21 protein-coding genes are annotated in these 19,002 nt (G+C 31.5%); 4 read left to right on the top strand and 17 right to left on the bottom strand.

Annotated features, from left to right (window positions below):
• Positions 1-77: 77 nt before the first annotated feature.
• Both LGK97_RS15300 and LGK97_RS15295 read right to left on the bottom strand, forming a co-directional pair.
• Positions 78-1,754 carry a formate--tetrahydrofolate ligase gene (locus tag LGK97_RS15300; protein WP_226260634.1) on the bottom strand — a complete coding sequence of 559 codons (1,677 nt, stop codon included), beginning with the start codon at positions 1,752-1,754 and terminating at the stop codon, positions 78-80.
• 306 nt (positions 1,755-2,060) lie between these two features.
• Positions 2,061-2,516, bottom strand: coding sequence for a DUF441 domain-containing protein (locus LGK97_RS15295; protein ID WP_226260633.1), 456 nt, complete (start codon positions 2,514-2,516; stop codon positions 2,061-2,063).
• A gap of 299 nt (positions 2,517-2,815) precedes the next feature.
• Here LGK97_RS15295 and LGK97_RS15290 point away from each other — a divergent pair, with 299 nt between their 5' ends.
• On the top strand, positions 2,816-3,442 hold the full coding sequence (locus tag LGK97_RS15290) for a flavodoxin family protein (protein WP_226260616.1): 627 nt from the start codon (positions 2,816-2,818) through the stop codon (positions 3,440-3,442).
• Between the two features lie 143 nt (positions 3,443-3,585).
• Here LGK97_RS15290 and LGK97_RS15285 read toward each other — a convergent pair whose 3' ends face one another.
• From LGK97_RS15285 to aroB, 6 genes are all read right to left on the bottom strand, one after another.
• Complete coding sequence (locus tag LGK97_RS15285; protein ID WP_226260615.1) at positions 3,586-4,083, bottom strand: shikimate kinase; 498 nt, start codon at positions 4,081-4,083, stop codon at positions 3,586-3,588.
• 6 nt (positions 4,084-4,089) lie between these two features.
• Positions 4,090-4,896: a shikimate dehydrogenase gene (gene aroE, locus LGK97_RS15280; RefSeq protein ID WP_226260614.1), complete on the bottom strand. Its 807-nt coding sequence runs from the start codon at positions 4,894-4,896 to the stop codon at positions 4,090-4,092.
• A gap of 29 nt (positions 4,897-4,925) precedes the next feature.
• On the bottom strand, positions 4,926-5,192 hold the full coding sequence (locus LGK97_RS15275; RefSeq protein WP_226260613.1) for a chorismate mutase: 267 nt from the start codon (positions 5,190-5,192) through the stop codon (positions 4,926-4,928).
• Between the two features lie 72 nt (positions 5,193-5,264).
• On the bottom strand, positions 5,265-6,335 hold the full coding sequence (aroC, locus tag LGK97_RS15270) for a chorismate synthase (RefSeq protein ID WP_226260612.1): 1,071 nt from the start codon (positions 6,333-6,335) through the stop codon (positions 5,265-5,267).
• Complete coding sequence (gene aroA / locus LGK97_RS15265; RefSeq protein ID WP_226260611.1) at positions 6,313-7,590, bottom strand: 3-phosphoshikimate 1-carboxyvinyltransferase; 1,278 nt, start codon at positions 7,588-7,590, stop codon at positions 6,313-6,315. Before aroA ends, aroC begins: the two co-directional genes overlap by 23 nt.
• Positions 7,591-7,611: 21 nt before the next feature.
• The gene (aroB, locus tag LGK97_RS15260; protein WP_226260632.1) at positions 7,612-8,664 is read right to left on the bottom strand and encodes a 3-dehydroquinate synthase; all 1,053 of its coding nucleotides are present in this window, start codon (positions 8,662-8,664) and stop codon (positions 7,612-7,614) included.
• A 272-nt stretch (positions 8,665-8,936) separates the two neighbouring features.
• On the opposite strand from aroB, the gene lexA reads away from it, so the two are divergent.
• Positions 8,937-9,545: a transcriptional repressor LexA gene (lexA, locus tag LGK97_RS15255; RefSeq protein WP_226260610.1), complete on the top strand. Its 609-nt coding sequence runs from the start codon at positions 8,937-8,939 to the stop codon at positions 9,543-9,545.
• Between the two features lie 139 nt (positions 9,546-9,684).
• Here the strand turns inward: lexA and LGK97_RS15250 are convergent, their stop codons facing one another.
• The gene (locus tag LGK97_RS15250) at positions 9,685-10,965 is read right to left on the bottom strand and encodes an aminotransferase class I/II-fold pyridoxal phosphate-dependent enzyme (protein WP_226260609.1); all 1,281 of its coding nucleotides are present in this window, start codon (positions 10,963-10,965) and stop codon (positions 9,685-9,687) included.
• Positions 10,966-10,990: 25 nt separating this feature from the next.
• Entirely contained in the window at positions 10,991-11,197 is a 207-nt protein-coding gene (locus LGK97_RS15245; protein ID WP_226260608.1) for a hypothetical protein, read from the bottom strand.
• Positions 11,198-11,511: 314 nt separating this feature from the next.
• Here LGK97_RS15245 and LGK97_RS15240 point away from each other — a divergent pair, with 314 nt between their 5' ends.
• A complete protein-coding gene (locus tag LGK97_RS15240) occupies positions 11,512-11,700 on the top strand; it encodes a hypothetical protein (RefSeq protein ID WP_226260607.1) in 189 nt (62 codons plus the stop codon).
• 88 nt (positions 11,701-11,788) lie between these two features.
• Here LGK97_RS15240 and LGK97_RS15235 read toward each other — a convergent pair whose 3' ends face one another.
• The 6 genes from LGK97_RS15235 to LGK97_RS15210 all read right to left on the bottom strand — a co-directional run bounded on the left by LGK97_RS15235 (position 11,789) and on the right by LGK97_RS15210 (position 17,064).
• Positions 11,789-12,910 carry a DegT/DnrJ/EryC1/StrS family aminotransferase gene (locus LGK97_RS15235; protein WP_226260606.1) on the bottom strand — a complete coding sequence of 374 codons (1,122 nt, stop codon included), beginning with the start codon at positions 12,908-12,910 and terminating at the stop codon, positions 11,789-11,791.
• A gap of 87 nt (positions 12,911-12,997) precedes the next feature.
• The gene (locus LGK97_RS15230; protein WP_226260631.1) at positions 12,998-14,179 is read right to left on the bottom strand and encodes a DegT/DnrJ/EryC1/StrS family aminotransferase; all 1,182 of its coding nucleotides are present in this window, start codon (positions 14,177-14,179) and stop codon (positions 12,998-13,000) included.
• A gap of 43 nt (positions 14,180-14,222) precedes the next feature.
• A complete protein-coding gene (locus LGK97_RS15225; RefSeq protein ID WP_226260605.1) occupies positions 14,223-15,425 on the bottom strand; it encodes a MerR family transcriptional regulator in 1,203 nt (400 codons plus the stop codon).
• A gap of 192 nt (positions 15,426-15,617) precedes the next feature.
• On the bottom strand, positions 15,618-16,070 hold the full coding sequence (locus LGK97_RS15220) for a DMT family transporter (protein ID WP_226260604.1): 453 nt from the start codon (positions 16,068-16,070) through the stop codon (positions 15,618-15,620).
• A gap of 13 nt (positions 16,071-16,083) precedes the next feature.
• The gene (locus LGK97_RS15215) at positions 16,084-16,506 is read right to left on the bottom strand and encodes a DMT family transporter (RefSeq protein ID WP_226260603.1); all 423 of its coding nucleotides are present in this window, start codon (positions 16,504-16,506) and stop codon (positions 16,084-16,086) included.
• Positions 16,507-16,737: 231 nt separating this feature from the next.
• The gene (locus LGK97_RS15210) at positions 16,738-17,064 is read right to left on the bottom strand and encodes a hypothetical protein (protein WP_226260602.1); all 327 of its coding nucleotides are present in this window, start codon (positions 17,062-17,064) and stop codon (positions 16,738-16,740) included.
• A gap of 295 nt (positions 17,065-17,359) precedes the next feature.
• On the opposite strand from LGK97_RS15210, the gene LGK97_RS15205 reads away from it, so the two are divergent.
• Entirely contained in the window at positions 17,360-17,977 is a 618-nt protein-coding gene (locus tag LGK97_RS15205) for a DUF975 family protein (RefSeq protein WP_226260601.1), read from the top strand.
• 140 nt (positions 17,978-18,117) lie between these two features.
• On the opposite strand, the gene LGK97_RS19965 is transcribed toward LGK97_RS15205, so the two are convergent.
• Positions 18,118-18,912, bottom strand: a complete 795-nt coding sequence (locus tag LGK97_RS19965) for a methyl-accepting chemotaxis protein (RefSeq protein WP_319001574.1) — start codon at positions 18,910-18,912, stop codon at positions 18,118-18,120.
• Between the last annotated feature and the right edge of the window lie 90 nt (positions 18,913-19,002).

Raw genomic sequence — 19,002 nt, 5'->3', positions numbered from 1 at the left:
TATAACCGTAATATTAATTAGTACATTAATATTGCACCAAACAAGCTATTTTACCTAATAGCTTACTAAATAATCCATTAAAATAATCCAGATATTTTTCCTGAATTGTCTACATCTATCTTTTCTGCTGATGGAATTTTAGGAAGTCCTGGCAATGTCATAACTTCCCCTGTCAAAGCTACTATAAATCCTGCTCCAGCTGATACTTTTACATTTCTTATAGATATTTTAAAGCCCTCTGGTCTTCCCAATTTAGTTTGATCATCAGATAATGAATATTGTGTTTTAGCCATACATATTGGTAAGTTTCCAAAACCCAATTCTTCAAGTTCCCTTATCTGTTTTGAAACATTTCCAATAAAATCTACACCGATGGCTCCATATATTTTAGTTGCGATTTCATTTATCTTTTCTTTTATTCCAAGGTCAGAATTATAAGCAAACTTAAAGTTATTGCTTTCCTCAACTAGTTTAACAACTTCACTAGCAAGTTCAATTCCACCTTCTCCACCTTTTTCCCAAACTTCAGATAAAGCTACCTTAACATTAAGATTTTCACATTCTGCTCTTACTAAGTCAAGTTCTGCATCTGTATCCGTTGGGAACTTATTAATTGCAACAATAGCTGGCAATCCAAAGTGCTGGGTAATATTTTCAACATGCTTTAACAAGTTAGGTATCCCTTTTATTAATGCTTCAAGGTTTTCCATATTTAAATCAGCCTTTAGTACCCCACCATGTAATTTTAGTGCTCTTACAGTTGCAACTATGACAACTGCATCTGGTCTTAATCCACTTAACCTACACTTAATGTCTATAAATTTTTCTGCTCCCAAATCTGCACCAAACCCAGCTTCAGTTACTACATAATCCCCCATCTTTTGTGCCATTTTTGTTGCCATTACGCTATTACATCCATGTGCAATGTTGGCAAAAGGTCCTCCATGTATAAATGCCGGAGTGTGCTCTAATGTCTGAACAAGATTTGGCTTTAACGCATCTTTAAGTAACGCTGCAACTGCTCCTTGTACCTTTAAATCTCCCCCAGTTATTGGTTTTCCTTGTCTTGAATAGCCTACTATTATATTCTTTACTCTCTCTTTTAAATCATCTAAGTCATTTGACAGACAAAGTATTGCCATAATCTCTGATGCCACAGTAATATCATAGCCATCTTCTCTTGGCACTCCATTTGCCTTTCCACCCATACCATCTACTATTGACCTTAATTGTCTATCATTCATATCAACGCATCTTCTCCAAGTTATCCTTCTCACATCTATATCTAAGACATTACCTTGATGAATGTGGTTGTCTAACATTGCTGCAATAAGATTATTAGCAGCCCCAATAGCATGCATATCTCCTGTAAAATGAAGATTAATATCTTCCATTGGTACAACTTGGGCATAACCCCCACCAGCTGCTCCGCCTTTCACTCCAAACACTGGTCCCAGTGAAGGTTCTCTAAGTGCTATTACAACTTTCTTATTTAATTTAGCAAGAGCATCTCCAAGTCCTACAGTTGTAGTAGTCTTTCCCTCCCCTGCAGGAGTTGGGTTTATTGCTGTTACCAATATAAGCTTTCCGTTTTTTTTATTATCTAACTGCTTTAGATAATTATAGTCAATTTTTGCTTTATACTTTCCATACCCCTCTATGTATTCTTCTGGTATACCTACCTGCTTTGCAATTTCAGCTATTACTAAAGGTTTAGACTCCTGTGCTATTTCAATGTCACTCTTGAACATAATTTTTTCCTCCTTAAATTTAAAATTAATAACTCTACAAACTATTCTAAGTTTACATTAAAAACATAATCATTAATAGGGTTTTTGCTTAAAACATCTTTTATTTCACCTGCAAGTCTTTTTATAGCAGTATATCTCACGCTACAAGCATCCACACCATATTAAATTTGAATTTATAGGTTAATTATATATATAGGCGGTGTTAATTGCAAGAATAGTTAGAAAACTAATTGGATTTTAATTCTAATTCCAATTTTTCAGTCAATTACTCGTGGATTTTCCTGCATGTAAAACTTCAGAAACTTGTTATTATTTATTAAATAATTTAATTCCTAGAGCAAGTATTCCCGAAGTAATAAATGGACCCACAGGCACTCCCCCTAAAAAGGCAGCTGCTATTACTGACCCTATTATTAGAGAAGGCATTATTTCACTATGTCCTTGCAGCGTAAGATATTCTAATCCAAGGCCACTTAAATAAGTAGTAAATAAAGATAGAACTAATGCTATAATCCCAGTCCACGAAGTGAAAACTCCTTTTAGATTTACAGCCGTAATTTTTCCACTTGCAACAGGAATTAAAATTGCAGCTATAAGAATTACTAATCCCCAAAACACACCGTTTTTTTCAACAGTTGGGAAAATATATTTGTCTAAATTTAACAACCTAGTAATTAAAAGTAGACAAGTAGCAACAGCCACTGAGTTTGCTCTTCCAAGCACTGCAGCTACTAAAATGCCTAAAAGTATAATATTTGATTCTATAATAACTCATCTCCATAATAATTTTTATACAAGCCCCTAATATTAATATTATTAGCTAGATATATATATTATGATATATACCATTTAAAAACAAAATAGTAACAACTATATACTACTTCCTTCCAATAGTATCACCTTAGGTATTATAGGGTAAAAAGGTGCGTACTTGTTGTAATAATGCTTATACTCTATACTGATATCAAGTAATAAAATTATTATAATAAGAATTATGCATAAGTCTTGTTGAATACTAATAATACTAAGTTGTAATAAGTCTAAAATTAAAGTGAGGTACAAAAATGAAAGTATTACTTATTAATGGAAGTCCGAGAGTCAACGGATGTACTTATACCGCCTTATGCGAGATAGCAAAGGAGCTAGAAAAAGAAAATATTGAAACAGAAATCTTTCATGTTGGAAACAAACCTATTCGTGGTTGCATGGCTTGCGGTGGTTGTTCTAAAAATGATACTGCTAAGTGTGTATTTAATGACGATACTGTAAATATTGCTTTAGAAAAAGCTAAAGAATCCGATGGCTTTATTTTTGGTTCTCCTGTTCATTATGCAGGTGCATCCGGTCAGATCACTTCTTTTTTAGATAGATTCTTCTATGCTGGAGATGGTTTTCAGTATAAACCTGGTGCTGCAATTGTAAGTTGCCGACGTGGTGGCTCAACAGCTGCATTTGATCAGTTAAATAAGTACTTTACTATTTCAAATATGCCTATTGTATCTTCTCAATATTGGAATATGGTTCATGGAAATACTCCTGAAGAAGTAAAACAAGATTTAGAAGGAATGCAAACAATGAGAACCTTAGGCAAGAATATGGCTTGGCTTTTAAAATCCATAAACGCAGGTAAAGAATTTGGTGTTAAATTGCCAGAAAAAGAAACTAGAATAGGAACCAATTTTATACGTTAATATTAAAATGTACAAGGTTCTCATGCCCGAAAGAATGTTAATGTTGATAACAATTCTTTCGGGGGTTTCATTTTTTTATCTCCGCACCTTACATTTATCAATTTGCATTTTAAACTTAAACACATCTTATTTTTTGTGTAACTTCAACTTAAAATATGCAATATCTCATCTATGGTTTCTTTTATACTTTCCTTGTATTTTATTTCAAAATCACAGTACTTTTTATAAAGAGGTAGACGTTGCTCATAAATCATATATATTTTTGACAAATCTTCAGATAAGAGTGGGCGATTACTCACATCAATATCTTCTGCAATTGCCTCTATATTTCTATTTAAGAATACAATGATAAAATCCTCTCCAAAATGCTCCATATTCTTGGGGTCTTTAACCACACCTCCTCCAGTAGCAATTACCTTGTAACCACCCTTATTTACAATTTCCTCTAAAGCTAAGCTCTCTATTTTTCTAAAGTATTCTTCCCCATTTAAAAATATGTCCTTTATACTTTTTTCTTGTCCTTTTTCAATATACAGATCTACATCATAAAAAAGCAATTTGAGTTTTTCCGCCAGAAGTTTACCTATTGTTGTTTTTCCACAACCACTCATACCAATTAATGCTATGTTTCTATTCTCCATATTCTTCTACCTCAATTCCTCATAAACACTATTAATAATTGACTTATCTATTTTTTTATCCTGCCATATTTCCTGAGCTGCGATAGCCTGACCTATTAGCATATACAGTCCATTAACAGCCTTTTTATTCAATTCTTTTGCATGCTTTAGAAGTAAGGTTTCTTTTGGATTATATATTAAATCAACAACTGAAGAAACCTTAGCTATGCTACTTTTTTCAATGGGACAGTTATCTACACTTGGATACATTCCACAAGGCGTACAGTTTATAATAATATCTTTATCTTTCAAGTAAGGCATCTTCTCATAGGGTATAATATTAAATTCTTTTTTATCTTTTATTCCCTCACTTTCATTGATACTCCTACTCACAATTGTTATTTCTGAAATTCCATTATCTATAAGATACTCTATCACTGCCTTTGCGGCTCCACCATTACCTAAAATCACTGCTTTTTTATTATTAGTATCTATATTATTATTTTTTAACAACATTCCAAAACCAGTATAATCTGTATTGTATCCAATTGTTTTCTTATTCTTAAAACAAATTGTATTCACTGCTCCAATTTTCTTTGCTGTGCCTATGGTTTCATCTATATATTTCATAATTGTTGTTTTATATGGAATCGTCACATTTACTCCTACCACGCCCATATCTTTAAATGTATTTATAGTATTTTTCACTTCTTCCTTTTGAGTCTCAAATAACTCATAAGTCCCTTCTACCATTATCTTCTTAAGAATTATGGAATGTAACCTAGGAGAAATACTATGTTTTAAGGTTTCACCTAAAAGTCCATATATACCCATAAATTTTACCACCTCACCTAAATAAATTTCTATAACGCTCCATTTTGTACCTCTTTGCTTATTTCCATAATGCATTTTAAAAACTTATGGAGGGCTACTTTAAGATTTTTATTGCAGAGCTTTCTTTCACCTCTTGCTATGACCTCTTGTTCTCTACTTTCATTTAATATATCCATATTGTTTTCTTTCTTGTACTTTGCAATGCTAAGAGCTACTTTCATCCTCTGTTCAAATAGCTCTATAAGCTTACTATCGATATCATCAATTTCACTTCTTAATACTTTTAAATCATTCATTTTATCTCCCCTTAAAAACTAAATATCATACATATAAACCCTAAATGTTTCTTAACTGATTTTTTTATGATTTTATAATAGATCTAGAATAACCATTGCTGTCACTGCTTCAACTACTGGTAGTGCTCTTTGAACTATGCAAGGATCATGTCGTCCCGATACACTTATTACCGTGTTTTCTCTCTTGCCTATATCAATGGTCTTTTGAGGCTTTCCAATTGAGGCCGTTGGCTTAAACGCAACTCTGAAAACTAACGGCATTCCATTTGTAATTCCTCCTAAAATACCCCCATTATGATTTGTAAATGTTTTAACCTTATCTTCCTCTATATAAAACTCATCATTAGCCTCTGAACCATTCATTTGTGCCATTTCAAATCCTGTTCCAAATTCTACACCCTTTACCCCAGGTATAGAAAACAAAAGATGTGCAAGCAAACTTTCCACAGAATCGAAGAAAGGTGAACCTAGTCCTTCTGGTAAATTCACTGCAGCACATTCTATCACACCACCCACAGAATTCTGTTCTTGTTTTGCATTAGAAATAGTAGTTATCATTTTTGCGCCTTTATTCTCATCTACAACTGAAAATTTACGCTTGCCTATTATTTTAAATAGTTCTGAATTTATACTTACTTTATCAAAGGGTGTATCATATATGTCAGCAATTTGATATATATGCCCTCCTATTTCGATTTCCTTTTCTTTTAAAATTTGTTTTGCAATTGCTCCAGCAAAAACTAGTGGTGCTGTTAACCTTCCTGAAAAATGTCCTCCACCCCTATAATCATTAAATCCAGAGTATTTAACACTTCCTGTATAATCTGCATGACCTGGCCTTATTGCGGTTTTAATTTCTTCATAATCCTTTGAGTGCATATCCTCATTCCATATAATTGCACAAAGTGGAGTTCCCGTGGTTTTCTCATTAAAATATCCACTTATAATCTGAAACTCATCCTTTTCTTTTCTTTCTGTAGATATTTCATTTTGACCTGGAGCTCTTCTCTTCATTTCAACATTAATAGCATCTAAGTCTAGTTTTATGCCAGCAGGTAATCCATCTATGTTGATTCCTATACCTTTTCCATGTGATTCACCAAAAATAGAATACTTAATTTTATTTCCCCAAACTCCACTCATTTATTTTGCCTCCTAATCTATTAAAATCCTCATAAAATTTCGGATAAGACTTTTTTATACAGGAACTATCAGTAATTATTACTGGCTGATTGCATCTTATGGAAGCTATAGATAAAGCCATTGCAATACGATGATCATTATAGCTGTCCACAGTTCCTCCACTTAAATTTTCTTTTCCACGAATAATAAGTCCATCTTTTGTTTCCACCACATCTCCACCAAGCTTATTTAGTTCTGTAGCCATAGCTTTTAATCTATCACATTCCTTTATACGAAGTCTTCCTGCATTTACTATCTCCGTCGTTCCGTTGCTTAAAGAAGCTAGCACCGCTAAAATTGGAACTAAATCAGGACAATTTGCTGCATCAATGATAATTCCCTGTGTCTTTGACTTTTTAGTTATAATTTTGTCACCATCTATATATATATTACCACCCATTTTCGAAATAAAATCTATAATTGCTAAATCTCCTTGAAGGGAGTTTATATTCATATCTTGGCACTGAATTTCTCCACCTAATATCCCTGCTACAAGCCAAAATGCTGCTTGAGAGAAATCTCCTTCTACTTTGTAATCGCTAGATATATACTGCTGATTACCTAGAATGTTAATTTCCTTATATCCCACATTTTCAATTTTCACAGAAAATTTACTAAGTATATCTATTGTTAAATCAACATATGCTTTTGATTGAAGCTCTGTAGTCAAAACAATCTTTGAATCCCCATCCAAAAGCGGGAGAGCGAAAATAAGTCCAGTTATAAATTGAGAACTTATATCTCCTTGTACTCTATATATACCAGACTTAAGTTTACCTTGCACTGTAAGAGGCAATCCTTCCTTACAACTATACTTTATATCTTGCTCTCTAAAAATTTTATAGTAAGGAGTAAGTGGCCTTTTAGAAAGTCTTCCTTTACCTGTAAAAGTAAATTCTTTTCCAATCAAAAGTACTATAGGAATTAGGAATCTCAAGGTGGATCCGGATTCTCCACAATCAATTTTATTTTTAATTCCCTTTGAGAAGTTATCACCCTTTATTCTTATACTATTATCATAATTATTGATTATTACCCCTATGTCCCTCATTGCATTGCAGGTAGCTAAAATATCTTCAGAAAACACTACATTTTCTATATTACAATTCCCATTTGCAAGTCCAGCAGCGATAATAGCCCTATGGCAAAGACTTTTCGAAGGTGGAACTGAAATTTTACCCTTTAGCACAGCTGGTGTTATCCTAATAGTGTTCATTTAGATTTCTTCCTCCTTAGTTCAATCCACATATTTATCTATGTGATTACGATTTACCTTTTTTATAAACCCACACCCTATTTTTTTAAGTAGAATCAAGTTTATATCTTCATTAATGTTTTTTTTGTCTAATAAAAGGGCTTTAAAAAACTCATCTCTATCCATACTTGGTAATTCGCTATAAAGATTATATTTATTTATAAGTTTTATTAAAAGTGCCGCAGAACCTTTTTCAGTAATGCCAAGAGTTTCACTGTTTTTTGTAATTGCTATCATTCCCATTGCAACTGCCTCGCCATGAGTAAAGGTTTCGTAATTAAACATTTTTTCTATAACATGACCTATTGTATGTCCAAAATTAAGAAGCATTCTCTCTCCCATATCTTTTTCATCTACTTGCACAACATTCTTTTTAATATTACAGCAAATATAGATGATTTCTCCTATATCATTTATGAGAGTTTCCTTTGTTTCATACTGTAAAAGACTATAAAATAACCCTTCATCTTTAATTGCAGCACATTTTATTACCTCTGCCATCCCATCATTAAACACTCTTTCGCTTAAAGATGTTAATAAATCAGGATCAATAAATACAGCTTCTGGCTGATAAAAACTACCTATTAAATTCTTACCATTTTTAGAATTTATAGCTACCTTGCCTCCAACACTACTATCAACTTGAGCAAGAAGTGTTGTTGGAATTTGTATAAATGCAATTCCTCGTAGCAATATAGACGCAGCAAAACCACCTAAGTCACCAACTACGCCTCCTCCAAAGGCAATAATTAAATCTTCCCTTGATAATCCAAATTCTAAAATCTCTTCGCAAACACTCCGTAAAGCTTCAAAAGATTTGCTGTTTTCCCCTGGTTCTATCAAAATTTTCTTTACAATAAAGCCTTCTTTTTTTAAAGTACTTTCTATTTTATTACCATATAAGAATTCAACATTATTATCTGTGATAATAAATATTCTTTTATTTACATATATTTTTTTTATCTCAAGTCCTATGTTTTGGATTAATCCTCTCTCTATGTAAATAGGATATTGTTTTTCTGGAAGATTTACCATTATATTATACGCCTTTTTCACTATGTTAGCTCCCTTCTCCTCAATCCTAAACTTTTAACTTCAATTCTTATATCAGATTAGTTTTTCTCTATTATATCATTTTTTATTACTTTTATATTTTCTTCAAAAATTTAAACTTAATATTTTTTGATTTACATGTGAATACATTTATTTTTCCAAATCAGGTATAATTTTTATACAAAAAGCAGAACATAGGTTTGATGTTCTTACATTTATATGGTATAATTCAAATATGAATGAGAGGTGTTTCTATGTTAACTGAGAAAAAAGACAAACAAAGTGAAATATATAACTTTATAAAGGCTCAAATTCAATTAAAAGGATATCCACCTGCAGTAAGGGAAATATGCCAGGCTGTAGGATTAAAATCTACGTCAACCGTTCATGGCCATTTAGAAAGATTAGAGAAAAAGGGATATATTCGTAGAGATCCTACTAAGCCACGTGCAATTGAATTAATAAAAGATTCTGTTACAAGAAAAGAACTAATTGATATTCCTATTATAGGTAAAATTACAGCTGGTCAACCTATTTTAGCTGTTGAAAATGTTGAAGATACTTTTACTCTGCCCTTAAACTTCACTAAAACCAAAAATGAATTATTTATGCTTAGAGTTTCTGGCAGTAGTATGATTGAAGCAGGAATATTAGATGGTGATCTAGCTATAATTGAAAAAGTTAACACTTGTAAAAATGGAGAGATAGTAGTAGCTCTTATTGAGAATGAAGCGACTATTAAACGATTTTTTAAGGAAAACGGCCATATAAGACTTCAACCTGAAAATTCAACTATGTCCCCTATAATAGTTGATGATTGCTCAATTCTTGGCATACTTGTAGGCATTTATAGAAATTATTAAACCCTTATCTGCCTATTAGTTATATTAGAAGGAAATTTTATCTCTTAAACACAACTAAACAAAATATTTGAATATTTGACCAAACACTAGAGCCTGCAATGTCTATATTATTGCAGGCTCTAGTACTTTTATTATTTCTTTAGATTACCTTTGAAAGTGCTATCATTATTCCAATTTTGGCATGATCAAAAGTTAGCCCACCTTGCAAATATGCTATATAAGGCTCTCTAATTGGAGCATCTGCAGATAACTCTATTGATGAACCTTGAATAAATGCTCCTGCTGCCATTATAACCTTATCTGCATATCCTGGCATATCCCAAGGCTCACACTCAGCAAAAGAATCAATTGGGGAACCAGCTTGTATTCCCTTGCAAAAATTAATCAATTTTTCTTTATCATTAAATTTAATGGCTTGAATTATATCACTTCGTCTATCTGTATATTTTGGAAGAACTTCAAAACCAGCAAGTTCCATAATTCTTGCACAGAAAATAGCGCCCTTTACTGCTTCCATAGCTACATGTGGCGCTAGAAATAGTCCTTGAAATAAAGTACGCATAACTCCAAAAGTAGATCCACACTCTCCCCCTATACCTGGAATTGTTAGTCTATAAGAGGCTTGAACTACATATTCTTCCCTACCTGCAATGTATCCTCCAGTAGGTGCAATACCTCCACCAATATTCTTTATCAGTGACCCAGCAATTAAATCAGCACCAACATCTGTAGGCTCATTAACATCAATAAATTCACCATAACAATTATCTACAAAACAAATTACCTTTGGATTTATAGATTTTGCCGCTTTTATTATCTCTTCTATTTCACAAATTAGTAGTGAATTTCTCCATCCATAGCCCGTAGATCTTTGAATATGAATCAGCTTTATTGACTCATCTTCAAGAAGTGTCTTTTTCATAAGGTCAATATCAACTTTAGAGTTACTGTTTAATTCTAATTGTTTATAGTTCACACCATAATCTTTTAATGTACCTATGTTTTCTGTAATGTTAATACCTATTATATTATGAAGTGTATCATAAGGCGTTCCACATACCGTAAGCATTGTATCATTGGGTCTTAAATTACCAAACAATGCTGCCCCAATTGCATGAGTTCCATTTACGAAGTGTGGTCTAACCAATGCACTTTCACAATTAAAAATTCTCGCATATACTTTATCTAAAGAATCACGCCCAATATCCCCATACCCGTACCCTGAAGAATTTGTAAAATGAGCGTCACTTATTCTTTCATATTGTAGTGCTTCCAAAACCTTAAGTTGATTAAACTCTCTTATTTCATCCAAAATTTTAAACTGCTTTTGCACATCTTGTATTGCTATATCATATAATTCTAGAGTTTTTGAACTAATTTTATACTTGCTTTGAAGTAATTCTTTTGTTATATCTATCATGCTACTAGGTCTCCTTTTTTGTTCATTATTTTTCTTTATCCGAAGTTTTTTTTCCATAAATCTTATGCAATATCATATCATATTGCCCCAACTTGTCTGCTAACATGTGCCAATTCTTATGCTCGGCATTTGCCACATCACTTTGATTCTTTTCAATATTTTCAAGTCTTAAACTAATATTCTTGATGTCCTCTTGCATTTGTATTAACATTTCTTTAATCTCGTTATCCATAATTATCTCCTTTTCTGCCCCTGTGTTATATCTAAATCTATTATACATTATTTTATACATATGACCTAACGTTACTAGCATAAGATTTTTATTTATTTTTTTAATATATGTTCATCACTTAATGCCAAATTTAACATATTATAACTAATACAGATAAATTTTAGGGGGTTATAATTATAATTAAAACAATAAATTTAAGTCACCCCAGAAAAGCCTTAGTAGATAGAATTAATAATGCTATCTTCGAAGCAAAACTAAAAGATATTAAGTTTAAAACATCTCCCGCAATAATAGGTTGTGTACTGGGCTGTATTTTGCTAAATCAAGACTACGTATATGCTAAAGCGGCTGCAAAGGAAAGTACAGAGGTTGTCAATTCTTTATATAACCTAGGCCCTCCAACATTACTAACAGCAGTAGAAGTTTATAAGGTAAGATCTCATGTGAAAATGTATGTTAAAAACTTAAAATTATGCTTACATCAAACTCCAGCATCAACATAAATTAAGTTACAGTTATGTTAATTAAAATTCACAACATGCCACTTGCCACGTGGGTGCACTAAAAATAAAGGGGTCCCTAAGGACTCCTTTATTTTTTATAGAATTTCTTTATAGTTTCACATACAAATTCTACTTCTTCCTCGGTTATCTCTGGATATATAGGCAGTGCAATGATGTTTTCAGCTACCCTTTCAGATACTGGGAAATCACCTTTTTTGTGTCCCAAATATTCAAAGCACTTTTGAAGATGAAGAGGTATTGGATAGTATATGCTAGTTCCTATTTCATTTACTTTTAAGTATTCTGAAAGTTCATCTCTTCTTTGCGCTAATACATTAAATACATAATAAACAGGCTGTTGAGCTCCTATGATTTTAGGTATTTGAATAAACTCACACTCTTGCAATCTGTCCATATATAATTTTGCAATATGCTCTCTCTTTTTAATTGCATCCTTTATATACTTCATTTTAACTTGTAATATAGCAGCTTGAATTGAATCCAGTCTTGAATTGTATCCAATATAATCATAATGATACTTCTTAGAAGCTCCGTGAACCCTATACATTTTAGTAGTACGTGCTAATTCTTCATCATTGGTTACGATCATGCCTGCATCACCATAGGCTCCTAAAGTCTTTGTAGGGAAGAATGAGAAGACACCAAAATCTCCTATAGTTCCTGCATGTTTGTAGTCCTCTCCGTTTCCCTTCCATCTCATACCAAAAGATTCTGCAGAGTCTTCTAAGACCTTTAAATTATGTCTACTAGCTATATCCATAATTTTATCCATATCACACATTTGTGAAAATAAGTGAATAGGAATAATTCCAGCAGTATTTTTTGTTATTTTTTCTTCTATCTTACTAGCATCTATACCAAAAGTTTCTTCATTTATATCAACAAACACAGGCTTTGCATTATGCTTTGCAATACAAGATGTAGACGCTAGGAAAGTAAAGGGAGAAGTTATTACTTCTTTACCATCTTTAAACCCTAGTATATCAGAAGCCATTACTAATGCATCTGTACCTGATGCCACACCAATTGCATATTTTGCTCCAGTAAATTCTTGAACTGCCTTTTCAAAGTCAGTTACCTCTTTGCCAAGCATTGATATTCCTCTTTCCATAACTCCTAAAACCGCACTGTTAAACTCTTCCTTCTTCTCATTATATTCTCTTGTTGATGTATAAAACCCAACTTTCATGTTTGTTACCTCCACTTTAGTATTTTCCTAAACAGTTAAGAAATGATTGATTACTTGTTTTTGACCCAAATACAACTACCTTAACTATTAATTATTGCTCATTATCTCTTCCACGCATCTTATTACTTCACCTGCAACATATTCTGCATCTTCTAACTTAAGCGTTGAGTATACTGGAAGTGTTATTTCATTTGCATACTGATTATATGCATTTGGATAATCCTCTATAGAATATCCAAGATTTTTATACAGTGTAAACATTGGCAGTGGTGTAAAATGAACATTAGTAGCTATGCCTATACTTGCAAGTTTTTGAATTAATTCATCTCTTTGCATCTCACTAAATCCTTTTAATCTTAAAGCATATAGATGATATGAGGTCTCCATATTTTCATCCTTTTCAAACGGAACAATAGCCCAGCTTGTGCCTTTAAGAGCCTTGGTATACACATCAAAAATAGCTCTTCTTTTTTGCAGCATTCCTTCATATCTTTCAAGCTGTGCAATACCTATTGCTGCATTAATGTCTGTCATATTACATTTAAAGCCATCTGTTATAATATCATATTTCCAAGCTCCTGCCTTCATCTTAGATAGTGCATCCTTTGACTGTCCATGAAGTGATGCAATTTTAAACTCTCTCTTCAAATCTTCTTTACCTTTAAAATTGTTATCATTAAAGGTTATAGCTCCACCTTCTGCTGTTATTAAATTCTTAACTGCATGGAAAGAATAAACGTGGAAATCCGCTTGTGTTCCAACTTTTTTACCTTTATAAATTGCTCCAAAGCAATGAGCTGAATCTGATATAAATATGATGTCTTCTCTATTTTTTTCCTTAAGTACCGCTTTTATAGCATCGTAGTCTACTGGAACACCTGCAAAATCTACAGTTATAATTGCTTTAGTTCTAGGTGTTATTGCCATGGCTAATTTTTGCTCATCTATTAAAAAACTATCTTCTTTAACATCAACAAAAGTTGGTTTAATACCTCTATGAAGTATTACATTTGCTGTAGCTGTATAAGTATATGGCGTTGTAATAACTTCGTCCCCTTCGCAAATGTTATAAACCTTTAATATAAGTTCAAGACCTGCAGTTGCACTTGAAAGAGCTACCGCATTATTGGCTTCACAATAGGTCGCAACCTTATCTTCAAACTCCATAGTCTTAGGTCCCGTTGTAATCCAACCTGAATCTAAAACCTCCATTACAAGTTTTTTCTCAGCATCTGTTATGTCTGGTGGTGAAAAAGGAATATTCTTGATTTTCATATGTATCCTACCTTTCAAATTAAATTTTATTTTAAAGTTATAAACTTTTTTGACCCTTAAAAAAACCTGTATCCTTTGTTATGTGAATTCCGCCTTCTATGGCAATTTCATCTTTTAAATACTTGTTGAGTTCGTAAAGCCTCTGTTTATTAAAGCTTTCTCTTACCTTCCCTGGCATTGAGAATATATAATCAACAATAGCTGATGATTCTGTTACAATTAAATTATCTTCATATGGCTTCATTTCTATACCATCAAACCATTTTTCTAGCTTTTCCATAGCGTTTTCAAGCTTAAACCGCGAGGTAATATCTGAGCTTTTAATGTCCATAGTTTCTGATTTAAACTTGTTCATAATGTCTCTAATCTCAATCATATGATTTTGTCCAACCGTTGAGCAGTAAAAATATCCCCCTGGTTTTAGCACTCTATATATCTCCGACAAAGCTTTTTCAATATCATCCACATGATAAAGCATATGGTTTGCTATTACCACATCAAAACTGCAATCAACATATGGTATCTCTTCTGCGTTTATAATTTCAAACTTAAAAGTCTCTGCCTTTTTCCCTAAGTTAATCTTGGCATCACTTAGCATTCCTTTAGAAAAATCACTTAAAGTAATATCTAATCCTTCAGGAATTCTATCTTTATTTTTCTTCCAAAGGTTGGCATCTCCACAGCCAAGTTCGAGAATTCTGTGGTTTTTAGTTAAGTTTAATTCATCAAAATACCATCTCATCCATCCATGTTTATTTACACTGAACATTTCATGAATACTTATTCTAGCTCTTAAGTTTGAGGCATTCTCATATTGCTCAAATAACATTTTATCTGAATTAATTACATTTATGATATTGGTAAACTTATCCCAGCTTATATCTTCTTTATTCTCCATATCAATAGCTTCATCAATAGCCTTTATTACCTTAAAGGTATGCTGAACTCTTTGCTTCATGATTTTTTTTTGTATTTCCAAGGACTTTATAAAATTTTCATCAGTTACATCACTTTGAGTTATTTTTTTAATCTCATCAAGAGAAAATCCAATAAATTTTAAAGTTAAAATTTGTTGAAGTCTTGCAAAATCTTGATTACTATACAACCTGTGGCCTGCCTCACTATAAGAACTAGGTTTCATTAAAGATATTTTATCATAATACCTAAGTGTTCTTAAGGTAACGCCTGCCTTTTGCGCAAACTCACCAATGGTGAAAAAACGCAATTCATTATCTTTCAAAGTAATCACCCCTATATATGGAACGTAAATTATAAGTATTCCTAAATTAATTGCTCTATAAGTATATTAATGCATTACGTTACGTCATATGCAATAGTTTTTTTAAAATATTTCATAATTTTTTCTAAAATTACATATTTCCAAATAAAAAAACTAAGTGATTTTGAGTTTATCCCTCTAATCACTTAGTTTTTATAATTTGTTAATAACTAATTCTTTCTTATCAACATTAGAATTATATATTAGGCCTATTAGAATTAATAATCCCCCTATAATCTTTCCCTTTGAAACAAATCCTATCCTTAAATAATCAATTAGTATCCCTGTAAAAAGCTGTCCAACAAATATAAGCAAGCTAGTGTATATAATAGGTATCTTAGGAATTATAATATTAGAACTGGCAACAACCATTACCCCTACAATTCCACCTAGAAAAGCCCAAAATGGTATTTTGCCAAAACTATCTAAAGAAAAACTTAAAGAATTGCCTACTATAGCAAATAATAATATAGTACTTAATAAACCTACTATATAATTCATAAGAGTACCTTGGAAAACTCCTATCTTTTTAGCTAAATACGAATTTATAATCATAGCTACTATAGTAATACATCCACCTAAAACTGCTAAAATTATATATAACATAACTTCCCCCCATCTAATATTTTATCATTGTAACTAGCCCTAAAAATACTATGGCAAACCCAATGATTTTTTTCTTTTTAAACTTATAAATATCCATACCAAATAGGCCATAGTGATCTATAAAGGATGCCAATACTAATTGTCCAAAGAGCCCCAATGATAATGTTAAAGATGCTCCAAGATAACTAAAACATAAATTATTTAAAAACACTACCAAAACTCCAATTGACCCACCACTAAATAGATAAAGCGGAATATTCCTATGTAGCTTAATCTTCTCCCTTTTAAACATTAAAATAATAATTATGGCCATAAGCCCAACTATATGAATTATTAATATTGACACATATTGTCCTGTGGAACTTGCTAAAACTCCATTAAATGTAACCATTATAGTAATTAATATACCTATAAATACAGCTGATGCTTTATACATTTGATTCCCTCCATTCCTTAATTATTCCTTCCTTATAAGCCTAACATATAAATTTGAGCTTCTATATGACACATGTCCTATTTAAATAAAATTTATTTGGAATTAATGAAGGGTGCATATTGTACTAAGTTTAATCACTTAATGCATTATACACCCTTTATTTGAAGTTTAAATCAAGTATTCTAACTTTATATAACTTCAGTTTCTTCATTGCTACTTAAAATAGCAATATTACTTAATTCCATTTACTTTACCTTTTAATGCTTTAAATCTTCCATTCACATAATTAATAAGTTCATTTCTATTGTCTTTAATTTCAGCAGGCGCACTAGTAACCATACTGATTATATCTAATTTATTACCTTTTATTTCTTTGGCAACATCATAAGCTAAGCACTTATTCTTCATTTTCCAATAGGCAATGTTAAATTGATCTGCTTGTCGTTTATTATAATATCCTTTTTCAATGCCAAACTGAAATAAATCTGCTGCTGATTCTAATTCTTCTAAATCTTCAACCTCTAAAGTCTCATTTACTAATTCTTGAAATGTTTTCATTGTAGCACTCCTTTTTAACAGATAATATTACTTCTAACAATACATTCTCTATATTATAAAACATGTATTATGATTGAACTACACAATATTATCTATTTGTTTGTTTCTAGAAAATCATTCTTAACTAAATCTTTCCCACAACTTTTATATTTTAACACATATTAAAGAGTATTTATATTGTATTTTTCAACATTTTTTATTTTTCTCTATCTTTATATTTTTTAACATAAGTCAATGTAATTATTAGTAGAATATAAAAGAAATAATTATTTGACTATTTTAAAGGAGGAAACCTATGCAATTTGACAATCAATTTGTGAAAACAAACGCTAACATTAGGACCTTAGCAAGAAATCAACTTAAGGGAAATTGGGGAAGTACTATTTTATTATGCCTAACGTTCTCAATATTATGTGGCATACCGGCTTATATTCCTTATCTTGGAATAGTTATAGGTATTATATTGTCTGGACCTCTTACACTAGGCCTTTCCACCTGTTTTTTAAAGTTTGTTAGACATGAATCCTTCGTATTTGAAAATCTATTTGATGGTTTTAAAAGATTTTCTTCTTCCGTAATAGCACAACTATTAACAACCATATTTACTCTTCTTTGGACATTGATTTTTATAATACCAGGAATAATGGCATCTTACAGCTACTCCATGATCTTCTATATATTAAGCGACAATCCAGAATTAAGTGCAATGGAGGCCCTAATAAAAAGCAAAGAAATGATGATGGGTTTTAAATGGAAGCTATTTTGCTTACATTTAAGTTTTATAGGTTGGTCACTACTTTCAATAATTACCCTTGGAATAGGTTTTTTGTGGTTAACTCCATATATGTATAGTTCAATTGCAATATTTTACGAAGATTTAAAAATTGCTCAGTTAAATAAAATTCCCCATTAGTATAACCAAAGAATTATTTGCACCTACATTTTAAGATGCAACAACAAAAACCAAGTTAGGTATCCGTAGATCCAACTTGGTTTTTATTATAAATGGCTAACTATGTATTATAAGTTAATTAAATTACTTACAAACTCTGCTTAACTAATAGTTTCTTCTACCAATTTACTCACAGCAAAATTAACCTTTTTTGATGCTGCTATTTGAATATCTGATTGCTCGTCAATATGGTTAATCTCATTATTTATATTTGTTATCTCTTCAGATAATTTTGTCAAAATAATATTTATTTCCTTAGCAAATTCTCCGCTGTTATTTGCTAACTTTTGGACTTCCATAGCAACTACAGAGAAGCCTCTTCCATGTTCCCCTGCCCTAGCAGATTCGATAGACGCATTTATACCCAAAATCTTAGTTTGCTTAGATATATCATTAAAATACTTAATAATCTTATCACTTTCAGCAATATGTTCCTTTGACAAGTTTATTGATTTCAATAAACTACTACTAACATCATGAATATTATTTACAGATGAAGAAATCTCATTTAACTCATTTTTAATTATTTCTGAAGTATCTTTGATAATGCTTACATCTTTGCTTATTTTTTCATTTCTCTGTGCATCCTTTTTAACTAGCATACTTAATAAAAGCGCTGCTTTAGAATCAATTATAGTGCACTTATCTTCGAATTTTTCTTTTAAAACGTTCTTTAAGTTCTCGCTTCCTGTAACTTCAATAATAATATCTGTATTGTTTACATTTATATCATCTAATTTTTGAGAATGTGCAATTTTAAAAGTTTTGGCTAGTTCTATACCTGGAGCATTCGGATTTTTATCAATAATCATTTGGACCTTTGCATTCTCTAATCCCATTAGTGAGCTTAACATGTCGTATCCACCCATACCCGCACCAACAATAACAATATTCAAATTAACCCCTCTTTTCCCTTTCAGTTATTCCAAAATTAATTTTGTATAACCATATAAAATATACTATTATTGTATCATGTAATGGTTATA

Origin of the sequence: Clostridium sp. CS001, from assembly GCF_020443565.1 — a bacterium.
GTDB lineage: Bacteria > Bacillota > Clostridia > Clostridiales > Clostridiaceae > Clostridium_AD.
The sequence above is the reverse complement of the archived record's forward strand: the minus strand, read 5'-3'. Positions and strand labels throughout refer to the sequence as shown.

Excerpts from the sequence above, each read along its gene's own strand:
- LGK97_RS15290 (WP_226260616.1), top strand. The coding sequence starts at position 2,816 with ATGAAAGTATTACTTATTAATGGAAGTCCGAGAGTCAACGGATGTACT.
- LGK97_RS15285 (WP_226260615.1), bottom strand. The coding sequence starts at position 4,083 with ATGGAGAATAGAAACATAGCATTAATTGGTATGAGTGGTTGTGGAAAA.
- aroE (WP_226260614.1), bottom strand. The coding sequence starts at position 4,896 with ATGGGTATATATGGACTTTTAGGTGAAACCTTAAAACATAGTATTTCT.
- LGK97_RS15275 (WP_226260613.1), bottom strand. The coding sequence starts at position 5,192 with ATGAATGATTTAAAAGTATTAAGAAGTGAAATTGATGATATCGATAGT.
- aroC (WP_226260612.1), bottom strand. The coding sequence starts at position 6,335 with ATGAGTGGAGTTTGGGGAAATAAAATTAAGTATTCTATTTTTGGTGAA.
- aroA (WP_226260611.1), bottom strand. The coding sequence starts at position 7,590 with ATGAACACTATTAGGATAACACCAGCTGTGCTAAAGGGTAAAATTTCA.
- aroB (WP_226260632.1), bottom strand. The coding sequence starts at position 8,664 with ATGGTAAATCTTCCAGAAAAACAATATCCTATTTACATAGAGAGAGGA.
- lexA (WP_226260610.1), top strand. The coding sequence starts at position 8,937 with ATGTTAACTGAGAAAAAAGACAAACAAAGTGAAATATATAACTTTATA.
- LGK97_RS15250 (WP_226260609.1), bottom strand. The coding sequence starts at position 10,965 with ATGATAGATATAACAAAAGAATTACTTCAAAGCAAGTATAAAATTAGT.
- LGK97_RS15245 (WP_226260608.1), bottom strand. The coding sequence starts at position 11,197 with ATGGATAACGAGATTAAAGAAATGTTAATACAAATGCAAGAGGACATC.
- LGK97_RS15235 (WP_226260606.1), bottom strand. The coding sequence starts at position 12,910 with ATGAAAGTTGGGTTTTATACATCAACAAGAGAATATAATGAGAAGAAG.
- LGK97_RS15220 (WP_226260604.1), bottom strand. The coding sequence starts at position 16,070 with ATGTTATATATAATTTTAGCAGTTTTAGGTGGATGTATTACTATAGTA.
- LGK97_RS15215 (WP_226260603.1), bottom strand. The coding sequence starts at position 16,506 with ATGTATAAAGCATCAGCTGTATTTATAGGTATATTAATTACTATAATG.
- LGK97_RS15210 (WP_226260602.1), bottom strand. The coding sequence starts at position 17,064 with ATGAAAACATTTCAAGAATTAGTAAATGAGACTTTAGAGGTTGAAGAT.
- LGK97_RS15205 (WP_226260601.1), top strand. The coding sequence starts at position 17,360 with ATGCAATTTGACAATCAATTTGTGAAAACAAACGCTAACATTAGGACC.